This window comes from Taibaiella helva (assembly GCF_003545695.1).
GTDB lineage: Bacteria > Bacteroidota > Bacteroidia > Chitinophagales > Chitinophagaceae > Taibaiella > Taibaiella helva.
Genome location: NZ_QUZZ01000004.1, coordinates 150,671 through 172,316 on the forward strand (window position 1 = coordinate 150,671; position 21,646 = coordinate 172,316).

25 protein-coding genes are annotated in these 21,646 nt (G+C 52.5%); 19 read left to right on the plus strand and 6 right to left on the minus strand.

Features of this window, described 5'->3' with window-relative positions; genetic code table 11:
* Nucleotides 1-106 precede the first annotated feature (106 nt).
* The 6 genes from DZC79_RS08385 (at nt 107) to DZC79_RS08410 (ending at nt 3,402) form a co-directional block, all read left to right on the plus strand.
* Nucleotides 107-346 carry a microviridin/marinostatin family tricyclic proteinase inhibitor gene (locus tag DZC79_RS08385; protein WP_118951112.1) on the plus strand — a complete coding sequence of 80 codons (240 nt, stop codon included), beginning with the start codon at nt 107-109 and terminating at the stop codon, nt 344-346.
* A 56-nt stretch (nt 347-402) separates the two neighbouring features.
* Nucleotides 403-636, plus strand: coding sequence for a microviridin/marinostatin family tricyclic proteinase inhibitor (locus DZC79_RS08390; protein WP_118951113.1), 234 nt, complete (start codon nt 403-405; stop codon nt 634-636).
* A 40-nt stretch (nt 637-676) separates the two neighbouring features.
* Nucleotides 677-910 carry a microviridin/marinostatin family tricyclic proteinase inhibitor gene (locus DZC79_RS08395; RefSeq protein WP_118951114.1) on the plus strand — a complete coding sequence of 78 codons (234 nt, stop codon included), beginning with the start codon at nt 677-679 and terminating at the stop codon, nt 908-910.
* A gap of 59 nt (nt 911-969) precedes the next feature.
* Nucleotides 970-1,224 (plus strand): microviridin/marinostatin family tricyclic proteinase inhibitor, encoded by a 255-nt coding sequence (locus tag DZC79_RS08400; protein WP_118951115.1) that lies wholly within the window; start codon nt 970-972, stop codon nt 1,222-1,224.
* 125 nt (nt 1,225-1,349) lie between these two features.
* Nucleotides 1,350-2,348 (plus strand): MvdC/MvdD family ATP grasp protein, encoded by a 999-nt coding sequence (locus DZC79_RS08405; protein WP_157977010.1) that lies wholly within the window; start codon nt 1,350-1,352, stop codon nt 2,346-2,348.
* Between the two features lie 28 nt (nt 2,349-2,376).
* Nucleotides 2,377-3,402, plus strand: a complete 1,026-nt coding sequence (locus DZC79_RS08410; RefSeq protein WP_118951117.1) for an MvdC/MvdD family ATP grasp protein — start codon at nt 2,377-2,379, stop codon at nt 3,400-3,402.
* Nucleotides 3,403-3,597: 195 nt separating this feature from the next.
* Here DZC79_RS08410 and DZC79_RS08415 read toward each other — a convergent pair whose 3' ends face one another.
* Complete coding sequence (locus tag DZC79_RS08415) at nt 3,598-4,305, minus strand: LuxR C-terminal-related transcriptional regulator (protein WP_157977011.1); 708 nt, start codon at nt 4,303-4,305, stop codon at nt 3,598-3,600.
* A gap of 174 nt (nt 4,306-4,479) precedes the next feature.
* Nucleotides 4,480-6,414 carry an ABC transporter ATP-binding protein gene (locus DZC79_RS08420; RefSeq protein WP_118951119.1) on the minus strand — a complete coding sequence of 645 codons (1,935 nt, stop codon included), beginning with the start codon at nt 6,412-6,414 and terminating at the stop codon, nt 4,480-4,482.
* A gap of 297 nt (nt 6,415-6,711) precedes the next feature.
* Here DZC79_RS08420 and DZC79_RS08425 point away from each other — a divergent pair, with 297 nt between their 5' ends.
* The 4 genes from DZC79_RS08425 (at nt 6,712) to DZC79_RS08445 (ending at nt 12,117) form a co-directional block, all read left to right on the plus strand.
* Entirely contained in the window at nt 6,712-8,301 is a 1,590-nt protein-coding gene (locus DZC79_RS08425; protein WP_118951120.1) for a T9SS type A sorting domain-containing protein, read from the plus strand.
* A gap of 185 nt (nt 8,302-8,486) precedes the next feature.
* Nucleotides 8,487-9,254 (plus strand): DUF3592 domain-containing protein, encoded by a 768-nt coding sequence (locus DZC79_RS08430; RefSeq protein ID WP_118951121.1) that lies wholly within the window; start codon nt 8,487-8,489, stop codon nt 9,252-9,254.
* A gap of 243 nt (nt 9,255-9,497) precedes the next feature.
* A complete protein-coding gene (gene lpdA, locus DZC79_RS08435; protein ID WP_118951122.1) occupies nt 9,498-10,904 on the plus strand; it encodes a dihydrolipoyl dehydrogenase in 1,407 nt (468 codons plus the stop codon).
* 481 nt (nt 10,905-11,385) lie between these two features.
* Nucleotides 11,386-12,117 (plus strand): DUF481 domain-containing protein, encoded by a 732-nt coding sequence (locus tag DZC79_RS08445; RefSeq protein WP_118951124.1) that lies wholly within the window; start codon nt 11,386-11,388, stop codon nt 12,115-12,117.
* Here the strand turns inward: DZC79_RS08445 and DZC79_RS08450 are convergent.
* From DZC79_RS08450 to DZC79_RS08455, 3 genes are all read right to left on the minus strand, one after another.
* Nucleotides 12,114-13,247, minus strand: a complete 1,134-nt coding sequence (locus DZC79_RS08450; RefSeq protein ID WP_232831792.1) for a multinuclear nonheme iron-dependent oxidase — start codon at nt 13,245-13,247, stop codon at nt 12,114-12,116. The two genes, DZC79_RS08445 and DZC79_RS08450, sit on opposite strands and share 4 nt — an antisense overlap.
* A gap of 42 nt (nt 13,248-13,289) precedes the next feature.
* Complete coding sequence (locus DZC79_RS21140) at nt 13,290-13,490, minus strand: chryseobasin-related MNIO class RiPP peptide (RefSeq protein WP_157977012.1); 201 nt, start codon at nt 13,488-13,490, stop codon at nt 13,290-13,292.
* An 86-nt stretch (nt 13,491-13,576) separates the two neighbouring features.
* Nucleotides 13,577-13,801: a hypothetical protein gene (locus DZC79_RS08455; protein ID WP_118951126.1), complete on the minus strand. Its 225-nt coding sequence runs from the start codon at nt 13,799-13,801 to the stop codon at nt 13,577-13,579.
* 155 nt (nt 13,802-13,956) lie between these two features.
* On the opposite strand from DZC79_RS08455, the gene DZC79_RS08460 reads away from it, so the two are divergent.
* The 6 genes from DZC79_RS08460 (at nt 13,957) to rpsG (ending at nt 17,630) form a co-directional block, all read left to right on the plus strand.
* Entirely contained in the window at nt 13,957-15,096 is a 1,140-nt protein-coding gene (locus tag DZC79_RS08460; RefSeq protein ID WP_118951127.1) for an acyl-CoA dehydrogenase, read from the plus strand.
* A 108-nt stretch (nt 15,097-15,204) separates the two neighbouring features.
* The gene (locus tag DZC79_RS08465; RefSeq protein ID WP_118951128.1) at nt 15,205-15,756 is read left to right on the plus strand and encodes an RNA polymerase sigma factor; all 552 of its coding nucleotides are present in this window, start codon (nt 15,205-15,207) and stop codon (nt 15,754-15,756) included.
* Nucleotides 15,746-16,123, plus strand: a complete 378-nt coding sequence (locus DZC79_RS08470; protein WP_118951129.1) for a hypothetical protein — start codon at nt 15,746-15,748, stop codon at nt 16,121-16,123. Before DZC79_RS08465 ends, DZC79_RS08470 begins: the two co-directional genes overlap by 11 nt.
* A gap of 5 nt (nt 16,124-16,128) precedes the next feature.
* The gene (locus DZC79_RS08475) at nt 16,129-16,593 is read left to right on the plus strand and encodes a hypothetical protein (protein ID WP_118951130.1); all 465 of its coding nucleotides are present in this window, start codon (nt 16,129-16,131) and stop codon (nt 16,591-16,593) included.
* A gap of 107 nt (nt 16,594-16,700) precedes the next feature.
* Nucleotides 16,701-17,081, plus strand: a complete 381-nt coding sequence (gene rpsL, locus DZC79_RS08480) for a 30S ribosomal protein S12 (protein WP_118951131.1) — start codon at nt 16,701-16,703, stop codon at nt 17,079-17,081.
* 81 nt (nt 17,082-17,162) lie between these two features.
* Complete coding sequence (gene rpsG, locus DZC79_RS08485) at nt 17,163-17,630, plus strand: 30S ribosomal protein S7 (RefSeq protein ID WP_118951132.1); 468 nt, start codon at nt 17,163-17,165, stop codon at nt 17,628-17,630.
* A gap of 73 nt (nt 17,631-17,703) precedes the next feature.
* On the opposite strand, the gene DZC79_RS08490 is transcribed toward rpsG, so the two are convergent.
* Nucleotides 17,704-18,012, minus strand: a complete 309-nt coding sequence (locus tag DZC79_RS08490) for a hypothetical protein (protein ID WP_118951133.1) — start codon at nt 18,010-18,012, stop codon at nt 17,704-17,706.
* A 222-nt stretch (nt 18,013-18,234) separates the two neighbouring features.
* Between DZC79_RS08490 and DZC79_RS08495 the strand changes: the two genes are divergently transcribed.
* The 3 genes from DZC79_RS08495 to nhaA all read left to right on the plus strand — a co-directional run bounded on the left by DZC79_RS08495 (nt 18,235) and on the right by nhaA (nt 21,638).
* Nucleotides 18,235-19,893 (plus strand): pyruvate dehydrogenase complex dihydrolipoamide acetyltransferase, encoded by a 1,659-nt coding sequence (locus tag DZC79_RS08495; protein ID WP_118951134.1) that lies wholly within the window; start codon nt 18,235-18,237, stop codon nt 19,891-19,893.
* A gap of 282 nt (nt 19,894-20,175) precedes the next feature.
* The gene (locus DZC79_RS21145; RefSeq protein WP_157977013.1) at nt 20,176-20,346 is read left to right on the plus strand and encodes a hypothetical protein; all 171 of its coding nucleotides are present in this window, start codon (nt 20,176-20,178) and stop codon (nt 20,344-20,346) included.
* Between the two features lie 98 nt (nt 20,347-20,444).
* Complete coding sequence (gene nhaA / locus DZC79_RS08500) at nt 20,445-21,638, plus strand: Na+/H+ antiporter NhaA (RefSeq protein WP_118951135.1); 1,194 nt, start codon at nt 20,445-20,447, stop codon at nt 21,636-21,638.
* The last annotated feature ends 8 nt before the right edge of the window (nt 21,639-21,646 follow it).

Genomic DNA, 21,646 nt, shown 5'->3' on the forward strand with positions numbered 1-21,646 from the left:
TTCAGAAAAAATGATTTTAACTTCGGTAACGTTTTAGTAAAATCGGTTACCGGTAATACCAGGCCGGTAACGGGTGGTATTTTTCTAACGTCCAAACCAAAACAATATGAAAAAAGAACAAGGCCTCGCAAAACCTTTCTTTGCCGGATTTCTCGAAAACCAGCTGAAGAGGACAACCGAAACCGCCATCCAGGGCGGACAAACACTTAAGTTCCCTTCCGACCTGGAGGAAGCCCAGACCAACAAATATCCCAGCGATCAGGAAGATGCCACGACAACCAAACCGGCTGCAGATATTCGTCATACCGACAAATATCCTTCAGACGGCGATGAAGACGGTATCTAAGCCTGCCCTATAAGCTTTAATGTTTCCTCTTTTCTCATCCACCAAATCAAACCCAAATGAAAAAGAAGACGAACAGTTTGCACCAGCCTTTTTTTGCCTCTTTCCTTGAAAGCCAGGCCCGGCAATCTATTCAGGGTGGCGATGATCCTTCGCCGACAAGCGTGCTGGCGGATCAGCCGCAAACCATGAAATATCCTTCCGACCAGGAAGACAATCCCAGCCCGACCAGCGTGATCAAAGATTCTGTACAAACCATGAAGGCGCCTTCCGATAACGACGAATGGATGTAAGTAGCATTGCTTATCTCACCAAACACCAAACACAACCGTTATGAAAAAGAGCACCGGCCTGCAAAGGCCCTTCTTCGCTGCTTTCCTCGAAAATCAAATGGGGAAAGATTCTTCCCTGGGCATCCAGGGCGGTGGCGATCCTTCACCCACCGATGTGATCACAGATCAGGCCCAGACCCAGAAATACCCCTCCGACCAGGAAGACAATCCTACAGATAAAGAGAAGGACGACGATTATTCCAAGAAGTATCCTTCCGATTGGGAAGATGCCTGACAATAGCCAGTCCAAGGACTGTCCAACTGCTTTTTTAATCACCAAACCCATTCTTTTTTATGAAGAAGCAAAACCTGAAAAAACCCTTCTTCTCCAATTTCCTGGAGAATCAAATGGACAAAAAAACGGAAAACAATGTACAAGGTGGCGATGACTCGCCGATCCATACGATGAGCCTGGCCGATTCGCCCGAGACGAAAAAGTATCCCTCCGACTCTGACGAAGACGGTTCTACAAAGCCCCTGTCGGACATGGCACAGACGCAAAAGTATCCGTCTGATGGTGACGATGATCCGATCTTTATCGATCTGTAATTACCGATCCTGATTTTATCCGGATGGAGCTGCCCGGGAACGGACAGCTCCATTTGTATCCGCGGCCGGTGCTGATGCTTCCCTGGCACCGCTCCCACCGGCTTTCCTTAAACCCCGGACATGCTATGATCCTTTGCCTTTCCCATACCCAGGACTTCTATACGATCGACATCGTACAAAACGCGTTCCGGGAACTGGGCCACGATGTATACCGGCTTAACACTGACGACTTCTCGCAGGAGCTGACCTTCAGCTATGCTTCGCAGCCCGACCGCTCACTCTCCTTTACCCTGCATACCCGCGACCGCAGCTTCAGCAGCAGCGACGTAAGCGGGGTCTGGTACCGCAAGCTATGGGGCGTAAAACCGCCACCAGAACTGGATCCACAGTTTCAATCCATTTTCTACCAGGAGTACACTACCATGCGCGATCTCTTCTTCGACGCCTTGCGCCATGTGCCCTGGATGAATCCTATTGCGCAGGATCACTGGATCGGAGGCAACAAAGCCCTGCAGCTCGAGCTGGCCCGCAGGAACGGATTGGAGATACCCGAAAGCCTTTTCACCAACGACCCGGAACAGGTACGCCATTTCTTTTATGAGACCTGTAAAGGGCAAATGATCACCAAGCTGCACGGCACTTTATCGCGCAGCATGTCGGGTGATACCCCTTTCTTCCCAACAACACAGGTTGCAGAGCAAGACCTGGAGCAGCTGACAGGATTGCCCTACTGCCCTATGATCTTCCAGGAACTGGTTCCTAAAGCCTATGAACTAAGGATCGTTTATGTAGACGGCGAATTCTTTGCCGGCAAGATCGATGCCAGCAGCTCTGCCCGCGGCCGCACCGACTGGCGGATCGCCTCCGATATCCCATTGGTATGGCAAGCCTATACTTTGCCCGAAGACATTGCCGGCGCGCTGGACCGCATGATGAAGGAAATGGGCCTGCTCTTCGGGGCCATCGATGTGATACGCCATACCGATGGCCGCTATATTTTCCTTGAGGTCAATCCACAGGGAGAATGGGGCATGCTGCAGCGCGACCTGGGCTACGCCATAGGGCAAACGATTGCTTCCAAACTATCGGCACGCATACCCACAACACAGCCCTTAATGAACTAAACATATTGCCAACGCAAAAAAAGACCTGATGAAAAAAGTACTTATCATTACCCATACCCGCGACAATGAATGTATCGAGACCGTATCGGAAAACCTGCGCCGGATGGGCGCCGAGGTGATCCGCTTCAATGTGGACCTGTACCCGCTCGAATATGCCCTCAGTACCTGCTACCAGCAAGGGCAATGGCAAATCTTCCTCGACCGCGATGGCAAACGGGAAACTATTCATGATGTTGATGCGGTATGGTACCGCCGCAGCCACAACCTTGGCGACGGGCTCAACAAAGTGCTGGAACCCGAATACCTGAGCAGCGTTCACGGCGAGGTACGGCAAACCCTTTTCGGTATGCTCGAAGGCCTGCATTGCTTCCAGATCGGCCGTTTCAGCCAGTATCGCCGCCTCGACAGCAAGGAGGAACAAATGAAGATCGCTTCGGGCCTGGGCCTTAATGTACCTGATACCTGCATTACCAACAGCCCGGAAGAAGCCCGCCGCTTTGTAAAAGAACATCTTGCCGGCGCTATCGTGAAGATGCAGAGCTCCTTTGCCATCTACCGTGAGGGTATAGAGCATGTCGTTTTTACCAACGTGATCACCGAAGACAACCTCGACACTGTCGACACCCTGCAGTACTGCCCCATGCAGTTCCAGGAAAAGATCGAAAAAGCGAGAGAGCTGCGCATCACCATCGTAGGCGATGCCGTTTACTGCTTCTCCGTAGACTCGCAGAAGCTGGAGAATGCCAAAGTAGACTGGCGCAGGGAGGGCCTCGAGCTGCTGGAGCAATGGGATCCTTACGAGCTGCCCGAAGACATTAAAGACAAGCTGCTACGCCTGATGGACGTTTACCAGATCAATTACGGCGCAATAGATATTATCGTTAATCCCGAAGGGGAATACTATTTCCTGGAGATCAACTCGGCGGGCGAATACTTCTGGCTCGACCGGCTGATCCAGGGACAGATCTCGGAACAGATCGCGAAAGTATTGCTGGGAGTGGCGCCCAGGCGGTTTCAGCCCATCACGCTGGCCGAGCCTACCCTTACTGTATAGCTATTATATTGCTATAGCAAAGGCGTACCCGTACCGGATACGCCTTTGCTTTTTTGCAGAAGCGCCGAGGTGGCATTAATATGTTCAATTTTCTCGCGGCGGTTCTTTGCTCACAAAGCCGCAGAGGCACTAAGTTACTGTAGTGTTTTATCTTCTCCAGCAATGCAGCGGCGTTGCGAGAAAATATCGGCATCCTTAAATCAGGTTGAAGGCCGAAGCGAAGCGGTTGATCTCGTAAGCGGTGGTGGCCTGCAGCTTCTTCCGCAGGTTTTTACGGTGCGTCTCTACGGTATGTACCGAGATTACCAGCTGGCCGGCGATTTCTGCAGCGGAGTAAGACATGGCCAGCAGCCGCAGCACTTCGCGCTCACGGTCGGTGAGGCTTTCAAACAGCTGCTGATGGGTGCGTACAAAATTGGTCTCATCGAGCAGCCTGCTCACCTTGGGCGTTACATGTTGCAGGGGATCGATAGGCAAAGCGGTTGTAATGGTGAGCAGGGGCTGCCCGGCTTCATCCTGCAGAAACAAGCGTGTGGTGCTGAAATACCAGCTCCAGGCATCACCCGGAAAGCGCCTTACCTGCTGGAAGAAAGAGACCTGCTCGTCAAAATTATTCCGTCCGATCATCGCCGCTACTTTGGGAATATAGTCGGCGGCATCTTCTTCATTGAAATAATAGGCATAATAGTCCATACCCATGGCCTTCAGCTTGCTGACTGTGGTACCCAGGCTATCCAGGCCAGGCTGCGACATATATTCCACGCAGAATCCGGGAATCGAATGGACAATGATCACACCAGGCAGCTGCGCGGCGATGCCGTGCAGCTGGGTTATTTTTTTATCTATGCGTAGCTGAAGACCGGGTGATATCTGCGGTGTCATGGTCATGGTTAAGGATAACACAAATATACCTGTTAACGGGTATATAGCGCCCAAAAACTTCTGTCTACCTTTACCCCGTAAAGGCCCCTTAACCTTAGCTCATCTGCCGGCCTAAGCTGGCCGTTCAAAACAAAAAAGCGGAATGGATTCTCCATTCCGCTTTTTTGTTTTTTCCTGCATACAGGCACACCATGCCTAACCTTCCAGCTCCATGATCTTCTCAAAGAGGCTGTCATAGCGCTGCTGTACATCGCTGAGCGACGCCAGGCATACCTGGTACTGCTGTTCGATCTCTTTAAATTTTTTATTGTCGGCATAAACCTGGGGGTCGGCCATAGCCTGCTCCAGGCGAACTTTTATCGCTTCAGCTTCGCTTACCTGCTGCTCTACTTTCTGAAACTCCTTCTGATGCTTCTGCAGCTCCTTTTTGCGATCGTTCTGCTCCCGGGTATCTATGGGCTTCGCTTCCTTTTTCACTTCCTGCTTACGGGGCTCGGGCGCCTGTACAGCAGCCTGTTTCTGGCGTTCGGCCCGATCTTCCTTCCAGGTAGCCCATTCTTCATAGGTGCCGGGGAAAGCATTTACCTTGCCGTCTTCGATCTCCCAGTATTTATTAGCCGTACGGCTGACAAAGTAACGATCGTGCGAGATCAGCACATAAGTGCCTTCGTACTTGTTCAGGGCTTCGATCAGCAGCTCCACCGATTGCATATCCAGGTGGTTGGTCGGTTCGTCAAGCAGCAGGAAATTGGCCTTGCTGGCGATTACCTTGGCCAGGGCTACTCTCGCCTTCTCACCGCCGGACAATACCTTGATCTTTTTAAACACATCGTCGCCACTGAACAGAAAGCAACCCAGAAGCTGCCTTAGCTCCAGCTCTGTTTTTCCGCTGCCACAGTTCTTCATCTCTTCCAGTATCGTATGATCGAGGTGAAGTGACTCCAGCTGGTGCTGCGCATAAAAGCTCGCTTTTACATTGTGCCAGCCGCTCCGTTCGCCTTCGAACGGTTCGGTACCGGCGACGATGCGCATCAGGGTGGATTTACCCTTACCATTGGCGCCTACCAGCGCGATCTTGTCGCCGCGATCGATCTCCGCATTGGTATTCTTCAGTATCTCAACCGTACCATAGCTCTTCGAGGCATGCTTCAGGTCGCAGATGATCTTACCCGGCTGCTTCTCCACATCAAAGCTGATGTTCATTCTCGGGGCATTATTCCCGGGCAGCTCGATCCGCTCTATCTTGTCCAGCTTTTTCATCAGGCTTTGCGCCTGCTTGGCCTTGCTGGCTTTCGCTTTGAAGCGTTCGATAAAACGCTCCTGCTGCTCAATAAATTTCTGCTGGTTCTCAAACTCCCTTTCCAGGAATTCCATGCGGGTGGCCTTTTCCACTTCGTAGAACGAATAGTTGCCGCTGTAGCTGATCAGGTCCTGCTGAAACAGCTCTACAATGCGGGTCACCATGCGGTCGAGGAAATAGCGGTCATGCGATACGATGATCACTGTACCGGGATAGCTTTGCAGGTAACGTTCCAACCATTCGATCGAAGGCAGATCCAGGTGGTTGGTCGGTTCATCCAGCATCAGGATATCGGGCTGCTGCAGCATCAGCTTTGCCAGCAGCACACGCATACGCCATCCGCCGCTGAACTCATTATAAGGGCGCTGCAGATCGGCCGTCGAAAAGCCCAGGCCTTCCAGCACCTCGGCTGTGCGGTGCTCCATCTCGTAGCCGCCGGCCATTTCAAAGTCGTGCAGCGCCTCGCTGTATTGCAGCAACAGCTCTTCATCGTCACCGTTGGTCTCAAGATCCTTCATGATGCTTTCCATCGTCTTCTCGATGGCCACGGCCTTTTCAAAGGCCGTCATGCCTACCGAAAGGATGGAATCGGAGGAGGAAAAGCTCAGCAGGTCCTGGTTAAAGAAGCCTATAGAGGTATCGTTGGCTCGCTGTATATTGCCACTGTCGATCGAATATTCTCCCATGATCAGGCGCAGCAACGTAGATTTTCCCGCCCCGTTGGGACCGATAAGGCCTATACGTTCCCCCTCGCCGATCTGCCAGTTGGCCTCCGTGAGCATAGGCCTGGCGCCGAAAGAAAAGGAAACATTGTTTAACGCTAATAACATATCATTTTCCGCCGTGAAGGCGGCCGGTTTACAATTTGAGGGAACAAAATTAATCTATTTTACGGGGATTCTTCCGCCCTTCGGATATAGGCGCCTCCATAGCTGTTCGTGCAGGTCCGGCGGCGCTCCTGCAAGAATATGCAGCGGATAACAGGTTTATGAAATAAATTGACAGGATCATGTATTAAAGCTTTTCCTTCCGGTATATAATTCCATTTTTGTAGAACAGGTATCAGGAAAAGTTAACCGGCGCCCAGTATTCCTTTCCTACCATTTTCCATTTATAAAAAACCATTTATGAAAACACTCATTACTATCGGCCTGGCGGCAGCGTTTGCCTTGCCGGCATCGGCCCAGTACCAGCCGTCCACCGCTCCCGAAACCTTTTACGGTTCGCTTAACGGGTTGAAAAAAGTCTGGAACGTAGGCACCGACACCCGGGCCGAGTTTTCTAATCCTTACGGTTCGACCAGCGTATGGTTTGCCAACTTCCTGAATGTAACCGTGACCGACCATCCCGGGTCCAGCACGCCCAGGTTTTACTGGCACGGATCTCATGCGGTAGGTACCTTCGGCAGCCTGACCTTGCCGGCGGACGCTTATGACCCCGATGTGGTGCTGATTGAGAACAATGTCGCCATCGCCGCGCTGATCGTTTATTACAGCGCCTCCGGCGGTGGCTACTGCATGACCTGGAGCCTGTTCAATACCGGTGGCACGCCCAATTTCGGTCCCCTGGCCGCTCCTGTGCTGGTCCATTCCTATACTTCTCCTAACGACACCCTCACCTGCATCAATATCGATGCCGACAATGATGGCAATTATGCGATCGCCTACCAGGTCGGTAACCAGACTTACTGCAAAACAGGCGTACTGACGCCCGGCGCAACGCCTGTGGCTTCGGTACCCGGCAACACAACGGTCCTTAACGACTGGATACAACCGGATGTAAGCCTGCAGCATTCCCTTTCGACACCGAATATGAAGGTAAAAATTGTAGGCCTCCGGCAGAATCGTGCAGGCTACAAAGTAGCCAACAGGATGCTTACCCCCACAACAGGTCCGACAATCACGTCCTCTTCTTACCCCGCTTTCAGCCTGAACAACCCGAGGATCGCTTCTCCCCTGGATGCGTCAACACGCTTTGCCGTTACCATGATGCAAAACAATCCCGGCACCTCGACTTACCAGATCCTGTTCGACGCCTACAACGGTACAACACCAATCGCTTCAAGGGTTCTGAATACCGGCATGCCGGGCTTCCCGCCCTCCATCGCTTCGAACGTGAACCGCCTGCCGGCCCTCTCCTTTGTCAGCGATAAGATCGTCGTAGGCTGGCACACGGCCAACCTGCCCGGACCTCCTTCTGCCCAGAACAGCACTTTTGTAGGGCTTGACCTGCAGGATGGCAGCTTTGTACCGACTACGCCCAGCCAATACCTGGACATCTGCGACACGCCCGACTTCAACGCGCCTTCCGCTATAGCCATCTCAGGACGTTATACCATATGGGGAAAGAGCGCGGCCTTCGAGCATTACAATGTGGGCAAGCAATCCGTTGCAGAGCAGGTGTGGACCATACAGAACCTCGGCATGGTCCATTGGCGGCCCGGTCAGCCCGAGCAGCAAGGCATAGCGGAAACCATCGCCGGGTTTACCCTGTCACCCAATCCTGCTACGGATTTCCTGACCCTGAACGCCCCCCGCTCCGATGCGCAATACCGCTATTTTGTTTTCGACCTGTACGGCAAAAAAGTATCGGAAGGTAGCATCGCCAATGGCAAAGCCCTGATCAACGTACAAAGCCTGGCCAACGGCACTTATTTTGTCCGGATCGCCGGCGGCGACACGCAGGCAATGAACAATATGAAGTTCGTCAAACACTAGTCCGGACGCTGTCTGATACTTGTGTATCGATTGCACAGAAGGGTTGCCCATGCGGCAGCCCTTCTCCTGTTTGCGAGGGACACCTTACCGACGCAAGCCGATCCGGGATGCCCGCTTTTGTACGGTATGCCGGCGAATAAAAATCCGGCAGCAGCATTCAGACAGGGAAGCACTTAATTTGCGCTATGCATCCGATCCTCCTACAGATCACGGTTTTTGGCTGGACAGCCCTGGGCGTACTGCTCGTGTCCATCATCATCACTGCAGGCATCCTCCGCCGCGGCGGCCGCAAGCCCGGCTGCATGGGTATAGGCTATGTGGGCCTTGTGGTATTTGTTGTGCTCAGCCTTACCACGGGCCTCACCGGCATGCTGGGTGGCTTTGTATACAATGCTTTTACCTTGCCCCGCTACGAGGCCCGGGTGGTCGATCATGAGTCCTATGTCAGTGAAAGCCGCGATAAAGACTACACCCGTCGTACAACCATGTACCGGCCGATCGTCGTCTTCCGGGATGGGAATGGCCAGGAGCATCAGCTGAAATCGGACGTATCCTCTTCCAGTCCCGAGACCATAGGCGCAGTGCTGACCGTAGGCTATAAACCCGGTATGAACCGCGTTGAGGCATTTTCCACAAGCAAATATATCCTTGTCGGTGGCGGCTTTGTGATGCTCCTGATCCTCGCTTATTTTTCGGTAGCCGGTATCGCCTATGCCAGCGGCGCCCGCATGCAGGGCCTGAGCCGGTTAGGCATCAATATTTTACTTTTCGTCATCATTCCCCTGGCCATGCTGGGCTTTATTGCCGGCCTGGGTTATGCCGTTATTGCCTATTTCAGGGGCGACAAGCCGGATATGCCGATGTGGGCGCTGGCCATCTGCATCTTTTTCCTGCTGGTGCTGCTACCTTCCTTCTATGGTTATGTGCGGATGCTTGCAGGGAAGCAAGCGTAAAATTCAGGCAGCGCCACAACCCTGCTCTGCTCATTATAAAAACGACCATGGTTTTACAGATCCAGACCTCCCTGACATTTATCAATAAAGCTGTACTGTAAAGGTTGCCGGGCCAGCCTCATCCTGACATTTATCAAAACATTATGCCCCGGTAATGCCGCAGCTTCTACCCTGTATTTTTACATTTTATTACCTACATTTGCCCTGTTTTATAAATTGTAGAAAACAAATCAATTTCTTCTTATGGCATACGATGTGATCGTAATCGGCAGTGGTCCCGGCGGGTATGTTGCCGCTATCCGCGCTTCCCAATTGGGTTTCAAAACAGCAATCGTTGAAAAAGAAAGCCTGGGCGGTATCTGCCTCAACTGGGGATGTATCCCTACAAAAGCCCTGCTGAAATCAGCGCAGGTATTTGAATATATCAGCCACGCGCAGGACTACGGCATGATGGTAGAGGGCGCTAAAGTGGACTTCGGAAAAGTGATCCAGCGTAGCCGTGGTGTTGCCGATAAAATGAGCAAGGGTATCCAGTTCCTGATGAAGAAGAACAAGATCGATGTGCTGGTAGGACATGGTAAGCTCAACGCCAAAAAAGAAGTGGAAGTAACCGGCGCCGATGGTAATGTAACCACCCACCAGGCCAGGCACATCGTGCTGGCTACCGGCGGCCGCAGCCGCGAGCTGCCCAATCTGCCTATCGATGGCAAGAAGGTGATCGGCTATCGCGAAGCGATGATACTGCCCCAGCAGCCCAAGTCCATGATCGTAGTGGGCAGCGGCGCTATCGGCGTTGAGTTCGGCTACTTCTACCACAGTATCGGCACCAAGGTAACCATCGTTGAATTCATGCCGCGTATCGTACCGGTAGAAGATGAAGATATCTCCAAAGAGCTGGAAAAATCATTCAAGAAGAAAGGCATCGATGTGATGACCAATTCTTCTGTAGAAAAAGTAGACATCAGCGGCAATGGCGTAAAAGCCACCGTAAAAACAGCCAGCGGAGAAGTAACCCTCGAAGCCGACGTGCTGCTGAGCGCTGTAGGCGTAGCGACCAACCTGGAAAACATCGGCATTGAAACCCTGAACATCGCAACAGATAAGGGTAAAGTAACTGTCGATCCTTACTACAAGACCAATGTTGAAGGCATCTACGCCATCGGCGATATCGTTCCCGGCCAGGCCCTGGCACACGTAGCCATGAAGGAAGCCGTGATCTGTATCGAAGCTATTGGTAAGCAGGAAGGCAAATTCGCGCATCAGCCCGAGCCGCTCGATTACGGCAATGTACCGGGCTGTACCTATTGCACACCCGAGATCGCATCGGTAGGCATGACCGAAAAACAGGCCAAAGAAGCCGGCTACGAGATCAAGGTGGGTAAATTTCCCTTCTCTGCCAGCGGTAAGGCTACTGCAGCCGGCGCCAACGAAGGCTTCGTTAAAGTGGTATTCGACGCCAAATACGGCGAATGGCTGGGTACGCACATGATCGGCGCCAATGTGACCGAGATCATTTCCGAGACGGTAACCGCCCGCAAGCTCGAAACTACCTGGCACGAGCAGCTGGATACCATCTTCCCCCATCCGACCATGAGCGAAGCGGTAAAAGACGCGATTGAAGTGGCCCTGGGCGAAGCGATCCACCTGTAAGCCGGATAATGGTCAAATACATTTTTCAGATAGCATACCGCTCCTTGTACAGGAGCGGTATTTTTTTATAGGATTACAAGACAACAGGACGCATGCTGAGGGCAACTCATACTCAGTACCGCAAGACAACGCTTTTGCAGATGGTCATATCATTCATCCCTGCTGTATGGCTCCTACGGAGCCGAACGTTTGTAGTAGCATCATCCATTATAGCCTTGCTCCGTAGGAGCAAAACAAGAACAGCTAAGAAAATATCCCGATCCAGCCATTGTTCTCTCAACCGTCGGTGCAACAGGAACGGCATATCGGGTCCCTATTGCAATTTTATCAAAAAACCCATGTGATACAGCTGCCCTGAAGTATTATACACAGGCGGCGCAACTGTTAAAACAATAATAAGCGTTTCGCCGTCTTGGCGGGCGGGACTATCTTTACAGGCCAATAAACGCCGGCGGCTGCGCCGGCACTGCATGTTTTGCCGATGGCCCGATACCTTTACCTGCTTTTTCTTCTCCTGTTCCCTTTTGGCGTCCGCGCGCAATTCAGCGATTCGGTGCACCATATGATCAATGTTTCTTCATCGGGCACTTTTAACCGCACCGCCGACGGGCTGACTTACCTGCTGAACAATGGTGTGAAGTATAGTGTGCGGAAGAAAAGCTTCGTGATGAATTCGACCACCGCCTGGATCTATGGCAATACCCCCGATAAACTGACCAACAATGATTTCAATACGACGCTGGACTTTAACCTGTATGCGACCTTCCCGCATTTTTATTACTGGGGCCTGGTCAATTTCACGTCCAGCTTTTCGCTGAAGATCAAGGAGCAGCTTCAAAGCGGGCTGGGCGTGGCTTACCGGCTTATCGACAGGGAGCAGATGATGTTCAGCATCAGCGATGGCTTCCTCTACGAACGCAGCAACATTATCCAGGAAGACCAGTCGGAGCTCAGCTATCATACTTTCCGGAATTCCTTAAGGCTGCAGTACCGGCTTAAATATAAGGAGCTGCTCACTTTTAACAGCGCCGGCTTTTACCAGCCTTCGCTCAACTACGGCGGCGATTTCATCATTACGGCCAATGCCAGCCTGGGCATCAAAGTATGGAAATGGCTGAGCTTTACCACCACCTTTACCTACAACAATGTAAGCCGCACCCGGCGGGAAAATATCCTCTTTACATATGGCCTGGTGGCCGAACGTTTCTTTTAGGTACTTTTCTTACGCCACTTCTGCGCAATATGAATGGCCGTTTCGAGCATATGCGGTTGCCAGGTCTCCACCTGCCAGCCGGTAGCGGCGAGAGAGGAATGCTGCAGCCTGTGGTACGCTTCCTCATAGCCGGCGCTGGCTTCCAGGATCGCTGACAATTCGAGCTGCTGCGTGTGGAGCGCCATCGACTCGGTTACAGGACCGGGTATTACCGGAACCTGCGGTAAAAAGGCTTCCGGTCGGAAAGCCTGCGGATCGCTGGCTGCCGCCGAAACGATCCCGTCCATGCGGAGAAAATCGTTGCGGAAAGCCTGCCGGCTCGCCTCTGTTTCCAGCCCTGCACCCAATTGCTCCATTACCACGTATTTCAGGAGGGGGCACATCGGTATCGTTTTTTCCAGGAGGGTAAATACCGTTTCAGGCACAGCATCGTCGTGAGTATCCCGGCGTACCGGCTGCCCGCCGAACAGGTCCGAGGGCTCCCAGCTGCCGCCCGAGATATGGATCTCGCGGACCCTGTGCAGCGGATACAAGCGGATAAGGGTGTCAAAATCGAGGGAAAAATTATGGAGCTGGCAATACAGGTTGTGCAGATCCAGTATAATGAAGCCATTCAGGGGCTCCAACAGGGCTTCCAGGAAGGCGCCGTGCCGCTTCACTTCATCGAGGGAATAGGAAAAAGCCAGGTTCTCCAGGCCTACCGGGCAGCCGCAGGCCTCATAAATACGGGCCAGGCGGTCGCGGCCTATGGCCAGGGTTTCGGCCGTAAAGGGAATGCTGAGCGGTGCGCCATGGTGAAAATCGGCGCCCGTCATGAACCCGAAATGTTCGGTGATGTGATCGAAATGGTATTGCCGGCAAAGCCGTCGCAGGTGATCGAGCCAGGCCTGCTGTTCGGGCAGCCATCGTCCCGAGAACAGGGAAAAGAAGACACCGTGACCGATAAGGTGGCCTTCTTTGCTGAAGGCTTCCAGCAGCGCTTCAAACCATTGAGGCACCGTTTCCAGCTTGAATAAAGTATCGAACGACCATTCAATGGCCTCTACGCGGGCTTCCTCCAATAAAGGTAAAGATGCCGACAAAATGCCGGCATCCAGGTTACACGCAATAGTTGATCTGATCTTGTCCATAATCCAGTCTGTTAGTCGATAGCTGTCCTGTATATGCTTCTTTTATCCCATACCACATGCGGGACAGTCTCCGCCCGGCGGCGGGGTTGGTGGCGGATCGGAGTGCGGCGGCTGTACCTGCTCGCCCGGAGCGCCGGTGTCCGTTTTGACAGGGCTTACTTCTTTCTTGCTGCAGGAAGTCGCCGTCGTTTGTACGGCAATCCCTACCAGGATAGCGCCCAACAATGCTTTTGAGATCTTCATGGTCTTGTCTTTAATGATGAATGATACCGTTCTTTCCTATATAGACGCGACCGTAAAGGTATATCTTAGAGCACCCCGGATTTTTTTTATCCCATGCCACAGGCGGGGCAATAATGCTTGCCGCAGCTTTTGGATTTTGCTGGTCCCAGGCTGTCGACGCGGTACAGCGTGTCGGTTTGTTTTGGGGCCTTCGTCCGGGCTTCAGGGCGGGATTGCTGCCGGGAGGCTTCTTGCCCGGTGCTGGCGGTACCGCAGGAGCCCGCCACCAGGGCAAGGCTCAGGGCCTGCAATAAGGTTTGGGATACTTTCATAGGGATCGTTTTAGAACAAGATGCCTTTACCGGCAGGATTCCATATTCCGGTTCACACTTTTTAAGAAAGGGGCAGGAAAGACAATTTGCGGATACGGGGTAAAAAATTATTTTTGCAGCCTGTTTGACTATTTGTCCCAAAACTTAACCTGTTTATGAACTTTCAACTTTCCGAAGAACAACTGGCCGTACAGAAGGCTGCCCGTGATTTCGCCCAAAATGAGCTGCTGCCCGGTGTGATCGAGCGCGACGAGCATCAGAAATTTCCTGCTGAACAGATCAAGAAGCTGGGTGAGCTGGGTTTCCTGGGTATGATGGTAGACCCTAAATACGGTGGTTCCGGAATGGATGCGATATCCTATGTGCTGGCTATGGAAGAGATCTCCAAAGTGGATGCTTCCGCTTCGGTAGTGATGAGCGTGAACAATTCCCTGGTATGCTGGGGCCTGGAAACCTATGGTACTGAAGAGCAAAAGCAAAAATACCTGGTACCCCTGGCTTCCGGTCAGCAGATCGGCGCGTTCCTGCTGAGCGAGCCTGAAGCTGGTTCCGATGCAACCTCTCAAAGGACCACTGCCGAAGACAAAGGCGATCATTATGTGCTCAATGGCATTAAGAATTGGATCACCAACGGTAACTCCGCTTCTACCTACCTGGTCATTGCCCAGACGGATATCGCTAAAAAGCATAAAGGGATCAATGCCTTTATCGTAGATAAAAATACACCTGGTGTTACAGTGGGCGCCAAGGAAAACAAGCTGGGTATCCGCGGCAGCGACACCCACAGCATTTCTTTCCAGGATGTGAAAGTGCCCAAGGAAAACCGTATCGGCGAGGATGGCTTCGGCTTCAACTTTGCCATGAAAACCCTCGGTGGCGGCCGTATCGGCATCGCCTCCCAGGCCCTCGGTATTGCCAGCGGCGCTTATGAGCTGGCGCTTAAATATTCCAAAGAGCGTAAAGCTTTCGGAACCGAGATCATGAACCACCAGGCCGTCGCTTTCAAGCTGGCCGACATGGCTACCCAGATCGAAACGGCCCGCCTGCTTTGCCTTAAAGCGGCCTGGCTGAAAGACCAGGGCCAGGACTATACCCTGGCGGGTTCTATGGCTAAGCTATACGCCTCCGAGATTGCCCAGAGTGTGACCAACGAAGCGGTACAGATTCACGGCGGCTATGGCTATGTAAAAGAATTCCACGTAGAGCGCCTGATGCGCGATGCGAAGATCACCCAGATCTACGAAGGCACCAGCGAGGTACAAAAGATCGTGATCAGCCGTACTATCCTGAAATAATTGCGAAGCATCAATGATAAAAAGGAGAAGTCAAGTTTTCAAAAACTTGACTTCTCCTTTTTTAACCTTTGGCTTCCCTGCGACTCTCATAAACAGTGTCCTTAATTTATGGCCGTTAACGATATCGATGAGCAGATCATACAGCTATGTAGCCGGGAAGGTGATGTGGACAAGGGATTTGATCTGCTGATGAAGACCTATGGCCGCCGGCTGTACCAATACATCCGGCGACTGGTGGTGGGCGAGCAGGATGCGGAAGATGTGCTGCAGGATACGCTGATCGATGTATTCAGGGCCATAGACAGCTTCCGGGGCGATAGCCGGCTGTATACCTGGCTGCATACCATTGCTACGCGGCAGTGTCTCAAATTTTACCGGCAAAAGAAGCTGGTGCTGAAAGGATTCGACGATGAAGGTCAGTGGCTGGCACAAACTTTATATGCCGAAAACAGCATGAAGGCGGAAACCATATTGCTGAAATTCCATGAAGCGATATTGCTGCTGCCCGAAAAGCAACGCCTGGTCTTCAATATGCGGTATTTTGATGAACTGAGCTACGAAGAGATCAGCAGCATTACCGGTTCCTCGGTTTCCAGCCTGAAAACCAATTATCATTATGCTTTTGAGCGTCTTAAAAAACAGCTGAGTCATGAAGGATAATATGGAAGAGCGGGAAGACTACCTGAAGCGCCATAGCCCGTACCAGGTGAACGGGGAGCAATGGGAAGCCATGCAGCAAAGGCTGAAGGCCGGTGTTCTGGCCGACCGGGCACAACAGGCGCCCCCCCGCAGCAAACGGCTGATGCCACGCCTGGCCGCCGGAATGGCTTCAGGCATAGCGCTTATCTTATCTATATATGTAGTACAACAGCAGAATGGCCCACACACGGCGACACCTGCCAGGCAGCTAAGCCCCGAGCAACAGCTGGATAAGGCTATCAGCAGCCTCAGCGATGCCGAGCTGAGCTGGATCCATCAATTGAATGAAGAAGAGCTGGCCGAAGCCGGCGAATCCTCTGAAAACTAACGGTTATGAAGTATTTATTCAGCATCGTCCTTATCTGTGGCATACTTTGGGCAGCGCCGGCTATCCATGCACAATCCGTCGCCGCACCGCCGCCGACAAAGGGCAAGGCCATGCAAAGGGTAAAAGAGGCCCGCTGGGCCTTTATTATCGACCGGCTGCAGCTCGATGAGCAAAGAGCCGGCAGGCTGTTACCGGTTTACGAGGCCTATCAGGCCGCCAAAAGAGACATTGCGCGCGGCAGCCTGCAGCAGCAGCTTAAAGACAAGCCTTCCCTGAACGATGAAGAAGCGGATCAGCTAATGGACGACAAGCTGGATCGTGCGAAAAAGATGCTGGCGCTCAAAGAGCAGTACAAAAAAGAATTTCTGAAAGTGCTGAGCCCTACCGAATTGCTGCGCCTGCAGCAGGCCGAACAGGACTTTGCCCTGAAGATACAGGCCGAAAGGCAAAAAAGGCGCGCCAACCGGTAATAAGGTAAGGCGCCAATGTTAAAGCCACAAATTAAAAGTAAAAAAATTTTGGATAAATAATAAAAGGACTTACCTTTGCAGTCCAAAAAAATATTTAATTAACAGGAATGCCTACTATACAACAATTAGTTCGTAAGGGACGTACTCAGATCAAAGCCAAATCAAAATCACCCGCATTGGATGATTGCCCTCAGCGTCGCGGTGTATGTACCCGTGTGTACACTACAACTCCCAAGAAGCCGAACTCGGCGCTGCGTAAAGTGGCGAAAGTACGTCTGACCAACAAAATTGAGGTGATCGCCTATATTCCCGGTGAAGGTCACAACCTGCAGGAACACTCCATCGTGCTGATCCGCGGTGGTCGTGTGAAGGATCTGCCAGGTGTGCGTTACCACATCGTACGCGGCGCTTTGGATACTGCCGGTGTAAAAGACCGTAAGCAAAGCCGCTCCAAGTACGGTACCAAGAAGGAAAAAGCGAAAAAATAAGCAATAGTTTATCTACCTATAGGCTGAGTAAAGTTTTAATACTTGAAGAAATTCAGCCTGCGAATTAAAAATTAAAAATCGATGAGAAAGGCGCAAGCTAAAAAACACCCTTTGGCTCCGGATCCAAAGTTCAATGACAAACAAGTTACCCGTTTCGTGAACACGATGATGTGGGCCGGTAAAAAAACAACTGCTTTCAACATCTTCTATGATGCTGTAGATAAAGTAAGCCAGATGACTTCTGAAGATGGCTACGAGATCTGGAAAAAAGCGTTACAAAACGTTACCCCTTCTGTAGAAGTACGCAGCCGCCGCATCGGTGGTGCTACCTTCCAGATCCCTTCCGAAGTACGTGCCGATCGTAAGATCTCCCTCAGCATGAAATGGCTGATCCGTTACAGCCGCGAGCGCAATGGCAAGACCATGGCCGACAAGCTGGCTAACGAGATCGTAGCAGCAAGCAAAGGTGAAGGTGGTGCTTTCAAGAAGAAAGAAGATACACACCGTATGGCTGATGCGAACAAAGCATTTGCTCACTTCCGGGTATAACCTTATACTTTTTTTGGAAAAAAACCTGCGAGCTTTGCTTGCAGGTTTTTTTATAGACCAGGCTATAGCAGGATCAGGCCGGGTTCGCTTTTTCCCCGCCACCCTGCTCTTCTTTGCCCCTGAAAAGATCCTTCAGGAAGCTCTCGGCATCGGCCCAGTGCTCCTTCAGCGATTCGCCGCCTTTGGTGGTCAGCTCGGAAAAATAATCCTTGGCCTTTTCAAAGGTATCCTCTGCCTCTCCTTTCACTTTCTCGGCCTTTTCTTTCAGGCTGGCCATTAGCTTTTCGCGTTCTTCCTCGCTCATCGAGGCATACTTCAGGGCCGCGGCTCCGGCAGCGGCGCCCAGCAGGAAGGTGGCAATATGTTTCGCGCCTACACTCATATGCTTTATATTTTATCCTTAAAGTTCTTCAAATTTTTGCAGCCTGTCCCGACAGTTTACCGAATTTCATATTGTTTTAACGTTGAAGGCCGCTTCCCGCAGGATGCTCTGCTACCCGGCCTTAAGCCGCGTTAACATTGGTCATCATTTTCCCTTTCCTTCTTTTTTTCAGTTCAAAATAACTATTTTTGAGCGTTCAAAAAAACTGACAATAAACAAACTATGGCTGAAGTAATCCGGATGCCGCTCCTGAGCGACACGATGAAAGAAGGCGTGATCGCTGAGTGGCATAAGAAAGTGGGCGACAAGGTAAAATCCGATGATGTTATTGCCGAGGTGGAGACCGACAAAGCCACCATGGAAGTGATGCCTTATGTAGAAGGCACTCTGCTTTATATCGGCGTAGAGAAAGGAAAAGCCGCCCCGGTAAACGGTATTATCGCCATCGTAGGCAAAGAGGGCGAAGATTATAAAGCCTTGCTGGAGCAAGAGAGCAAAGGCGGCGCTGCTCCCGAACAAAAGGAAAGCAAAAAAGAGGCGCCGAAAGAAGAGCTTCAAAAAGAAGCAGCCGAGGCGCCCAAAGCCGAAACGAAGAAGGCTGCCAAGCCCAAATCGGGCGACGCTACGGTGATCCGCATGCCCTTGCTGAGCGATACCATGACCGAAGGCAAAATCGTCAGCTGGCTGAAGAATAAAGGCGATAAGGTAAAAGGAGACGACGTGCTGGCCGAAGTGGAGACCGATAAGGCGACCATGGAAGTGATGGGCTATGCAGACGGCACCCTGCTGTATATCGGCGTAGAAGCCGGACAGGCTGCCAAAGTTAATGATATCATTGCCATCGTAGGCAAGGAAGGCACCGATATTGCACCTTACCTGGAAGATGAAGGCGGCGCAGCAGAAGCAGCACCCGGAGCAAATAAGGAAAAAGCCGGCACTGCAGCCCCCGCAGAAAAGCAGGAAAGCGCTGCAAGCCATGCCACAGGCGGCTTTGAACAAGCTTCCGGCGACGACCGGCTGAAAATATCGCCCCTGGCCCGCAAAATGGCCGAAGAAAAGGGCATAGCGCTCAGCGAGCTGGAAGGTACCGGCGAAGGCGGCCGCATCATTAAGCGCGACATCGACAGCTACAAGCCCAAGCCTGCGGCACAAACGCCGGCTGCCGCAGCCGCAGGTACTACAGCTGCGCCGCTCGGCCAGGAAAGCCATACCGACAAACCGTTGTCGCAGATGCGCAGCGTAGTGGCCCGCCGCCTGAGCGAAAGCAAATTCAGCGCACCGCACTTTTACCTGCGTATGACCATCAAGATGGACAATGCCATAGAAGCGCGCAAGGCCATGAACGAAGTATCCCCGGTGAAGATCTCCTTCAACGACTATATCATCAAGGCCTGTGCAATGGCGCTGCGCAAGCATCCTGCCGTGAACAGCAGCTGGATGGGTGATTTCATCCGCGAGAACCACCACATCAGCGTGGGTACTGCTGTAGCCATTGAAGACGGGCTTATTGTACCGGTGATCAAATTTGCCGATCAGAAGTCCCTGTCCCAGATATCGGCCGAAGCCGCCGAGCTGATCAAGAAAGCCCGCAACCGCAAGCTGCAGCCGCATGAATTTACCGGCAATACGTTTACCGTATCCAACCTGGGTATGATGGATATTGACGAATTTACCGCCATCATCAACCCGCCCGATGCCTGCATCCTGGCCATTGGTAAGATCGAAGCAACACCGGTGGTGGAAGACGGCCAGGTAGTGGTACGCAATTTGCTGAAGCTGACCCTGAGCTGTGACCACCGCGTGGTAGACGGCGCTGTGGGCGCGGCATTCATGCAAACGCTGAAGGCCTACCTGGAAAACCCGGTAACCATGCTCGTATAGCAATAGGAAAGAAATATATTTAGCAAGAACGTCGGCAAAACCGGCGTTCTTGCTAATTTATAGAAGCAGCGGCCGTAGCAGGCTGCTACCGCCCCATCTCATGATACCTGCGCTCCCGGTATTATGCTTGTTGCCCTTCCAGCCCTGCCGCCAGCAGACAGCCGAACATTCTTTTTATTTCTGGAAGAACCATTCCGAAGTTGATATGAGCCCTGCGCTCACCAACGCTATCGCGGCGATTATTATGAATGTAAAGCAGCTATAGAACAGTATAAAAAAGTATTGTCCCTGAGCCGCAATAAGGGGAAAAGAGCGTCGGCCCTGCTGATGCTGAGCCTCTGCGACGCGCAGGCCCATGACTACAACAGCCGGGATATGGCCTACCAGGAGCCTTATACCTCCGGCTACCTGACACAGGCGCTACGCAGCTACGGAGGTACACGCGCTGTATGATGCACAGATGTTCCGCCCTGATATCCCATAAAGGTAAAGGCAGGCCAGCCGGAATAAAATTCCGAAATTTGCCGGACGGACCAACACTTCCTCCCGACATGAACAAACTGACCCATGCGATCAGGCGACGCCTGCTTTCCCCGCTCCATACCTTTATACAGGACAGCCGGGCTATCGGTATTACTTTGCTGGGCTGCACGTTCATTTCTATGTTGTGGAGCAATACCCGCTGGGGCCATTTCTATACCGGCTTCTGGGAAACCGCGTTACCGCTCTCCTCCGGCATGCTGCATCTGCCGCACAGCCTGCTGCATATGATCAACGACGGCGCCATGGCCTTATTCTTTCTCCTGGTTGGTATGGAGATCCGGCGGGAACTGCTGCAGGGCGAGCTGAACGACCGGCGCAAGGCAGGCCTGCCGGCCTTTGCAGCGCTGGGCGGCATGTTGTTGCCGGCTTGCTTTTATTTTTTGTGCAATACAGGCTCGGGCTATGCCGGCGGATGGGGCGTGCCTATGGCTACCGATATCGCCTTCTCCCTAGGCATCCTTTCTTTGCTGGGACGCAGGGCGCCCTTGCAGCTCAGGGTATTACTAACCGCCCTGGCCATTATCGACGACCTGGGCGCCATTGTAGCCATTGCGCTCTTTTATACCGATACGATCCATATGGGTTACCTGCTGGGCGCTGCGGGCATTTTTATCCTGCTGCTGGCCTTGAACCGGCTTAAGCTGAAGCCCCTGCTTCCTTATTTCCTGCTCGGCATCCTGCTCTGGTATTGCCTGTTCAACTCGGGCGTACATGCTACCCTGGCGGGCGTATTGCTGGCCTTTGCCCTGCCACTCGACCGGATCGCACACCTGGAACACCGCCTGCATATCCCGGTTAACTTTATCGTGCTCCCCTTATTCGCTCTTGCCAATACGGCGATCGTTTTGCCCGCCGATCCGGCTGCAGCATTGCAATCTCCGGTCAATTACGGTATCCTGGCCGGCCTTATCCTGGGCAAGCCGCTGGGGATCACGCTATTCAGCTACCTGGCTGTAAAGCTGCGCCTGGCGGGCCTTCCGGGCGGCCTCGACTGGCGCCATGTCCTGGGGATGGGCCTGCTGGCCGGGATCGGCTTTACCATGTCCATTTTTATCGCCCTGCTGGCTTTCAGCGAAGGTCCTGTGCAAACAACAGCCAAGCTGGGTATCCTTATTGCCTCGGCGGTATCGGGAATTGCCGGCTATGTTTTTTTATACCGCAAAAGCGTTGCATCTTCGTCAGCCGGAAAGGAGCCGGAATAAACCTGTCC

Bases quoted from the DNA above. Each gene is read 5' to 3' on its own strand.
- DZC79_RS08385 (WP_118951112.1), top strand. From the start codon at position 107: ATGAAAAAAGAACAAGGCCTCGCAAAACCTTTCTTTGCCGGATTTCTC.
- DZC79_RS08390 (WP_118951113.1), top strand. From the start codon at position 403: ATGAAAAAGAAGACGAACAGTTTGCACCAGCCTTTTTTTGCCTCTTTC.
- DZC79_RS08395 (WP_118951114.1), top strand. From the start codon at position 677: ATGAAAAAGAGCACCGGCCTGCAAAGGCCCTTCTTCGCTGCTTTCCTC.
- DZC79_RS08400 (WP_118951115.1), top strand. From the start codon at position 970: ATGAAGAAGCAAAACCTGAAAAAACCCTTCTTCTCCAATTTCCTGGAG.
- DZC79_RS08405 (WP_157977010.1), top strand. From the start codon at position 1,350: ATGATCCTTTGCCTTTCCCATACCCAGGACTTCTATACGATCGACATC.
- DZC79_RS08410 (WP_118951117.1), top strand. From the start codon at position 2,377: ATGAAAAAAGTACTTATCATTACCCATACCCGCGACAATGAATGTATC.
- DZC79_RS08420 (WP_118951119.1), bottom strand. From the start codon at position 6,414: ATGTTATTAGCGTTAAACAATGTTTCCTTTTCTTTCGGCGCCAGGCCT.
- DZC79_RS08425 (WP_118951120.1), top strand. From the start codon at position 6,712: ATGAAAACACTCATTACTATCGGCCTGGCGGCAGCGTTTGCCTTGCCG.
- DZC79_RS08430 (WP_118951121.1), top strand. From the start codon at position 8,487: ATGCATCCGATCCTCCTACAGATCACGGTTTTTGGCTGGACAGCCCTG.
- lpdA (WP_118951122.1), top strand. From the start codon at position 9,498: ATGGCATACGATGTGATCGTAATCGGCAGTGGTCCCGGCGGGTATGTT.
- DZC79_RS08445 (WP_118951124.1), top strand. From the start codon at position 11,386: ATGGCCCGATACCTTTACCTGCTTTTTCTTCTCCTGTTCCCTTTTGGC.
- DZC79_RS08450 (WP_232831792.1), bottom strand. From the start codon at position 13,247: ATGGACAAGATCAGATCAACTATTGCGTGTAACCTGGATGCCGGCATT.
- DZC79_RS21140 (WP_157977012.1), bottom strand. From the start codon at position 13,490: ATGAAGATCTCAAAAGCATTGTTGGGCGCTATCCTGGTAGGGATTGCC.
- DZC79_RS08455 (WP_118951126.1), bottom strand. From the start codon at position 13,801: ATGAAAGTATCCCAAACCTTATTGCAGGCCCTGAGCCTTGCCCTGGTG.
- DZC79_RS08460 (WP_118951127.1), top strand. From the start codon at position 13,957: ATGAACTTTCAACTTTCCGAAGAACAACTGGCCGTACAGAAGGCTGCC.
- DZC79_RS08465 (WP_118951128.1), top strand. From the start codon at position 15,205: ATGGCCGTTAACGATATCGATGAGCAGATCATACAGCTATGTAGCCGG.
- DZC79_RS08470 (WP_118951129.1), top strand. From the start codon at position 15,746: ATGAAGGATAATATGGAAGAGCGGGAAGACTACCTGAAGCGCCATAGC.
- DZC79_RS08475 (WP_118951130.1), top strand. From the start codon at position 16,129: ATGAAGTATTTATTCAGCATCGTCCTTATCTGTGGCATACTTTGGGCA.
- rpsL (WP_118951131.1), top strand. From the start codon at position 16,701: ATGCCTACTATACAACAATTAGTTCGTAAGGGACGTACTCAGATCAAA.
- rpsG (WP_118951132.1), top strand. From the start codon at position 17,163: ATGAGAAAGGCGCAAGCTAAAAAACACCCTTTGGCTCCGGATCCAAAG.
- DZC79_RS08490 (WP_118951133.1), bottom strand. From the start codon at position 18,012: ATGAGTGTAGGCGCGAAACATATTGCCACCTTCCTGCTGGGCGCCGCT.
- DZC79_RS08495 (WP_118951134.1), top strand. From the start codon at position 18,235: ATGGCTGAAGTAATCCGGATGCCGCTCCTGAGCGACACGATGAAAGAA.
- nhaA (WP_118951135.1), top strand. From the start codon at position 20,445: ATGAACAAACTGACCCATGCGATCAGGCGACGCCTGCTTTCCCCGCTC.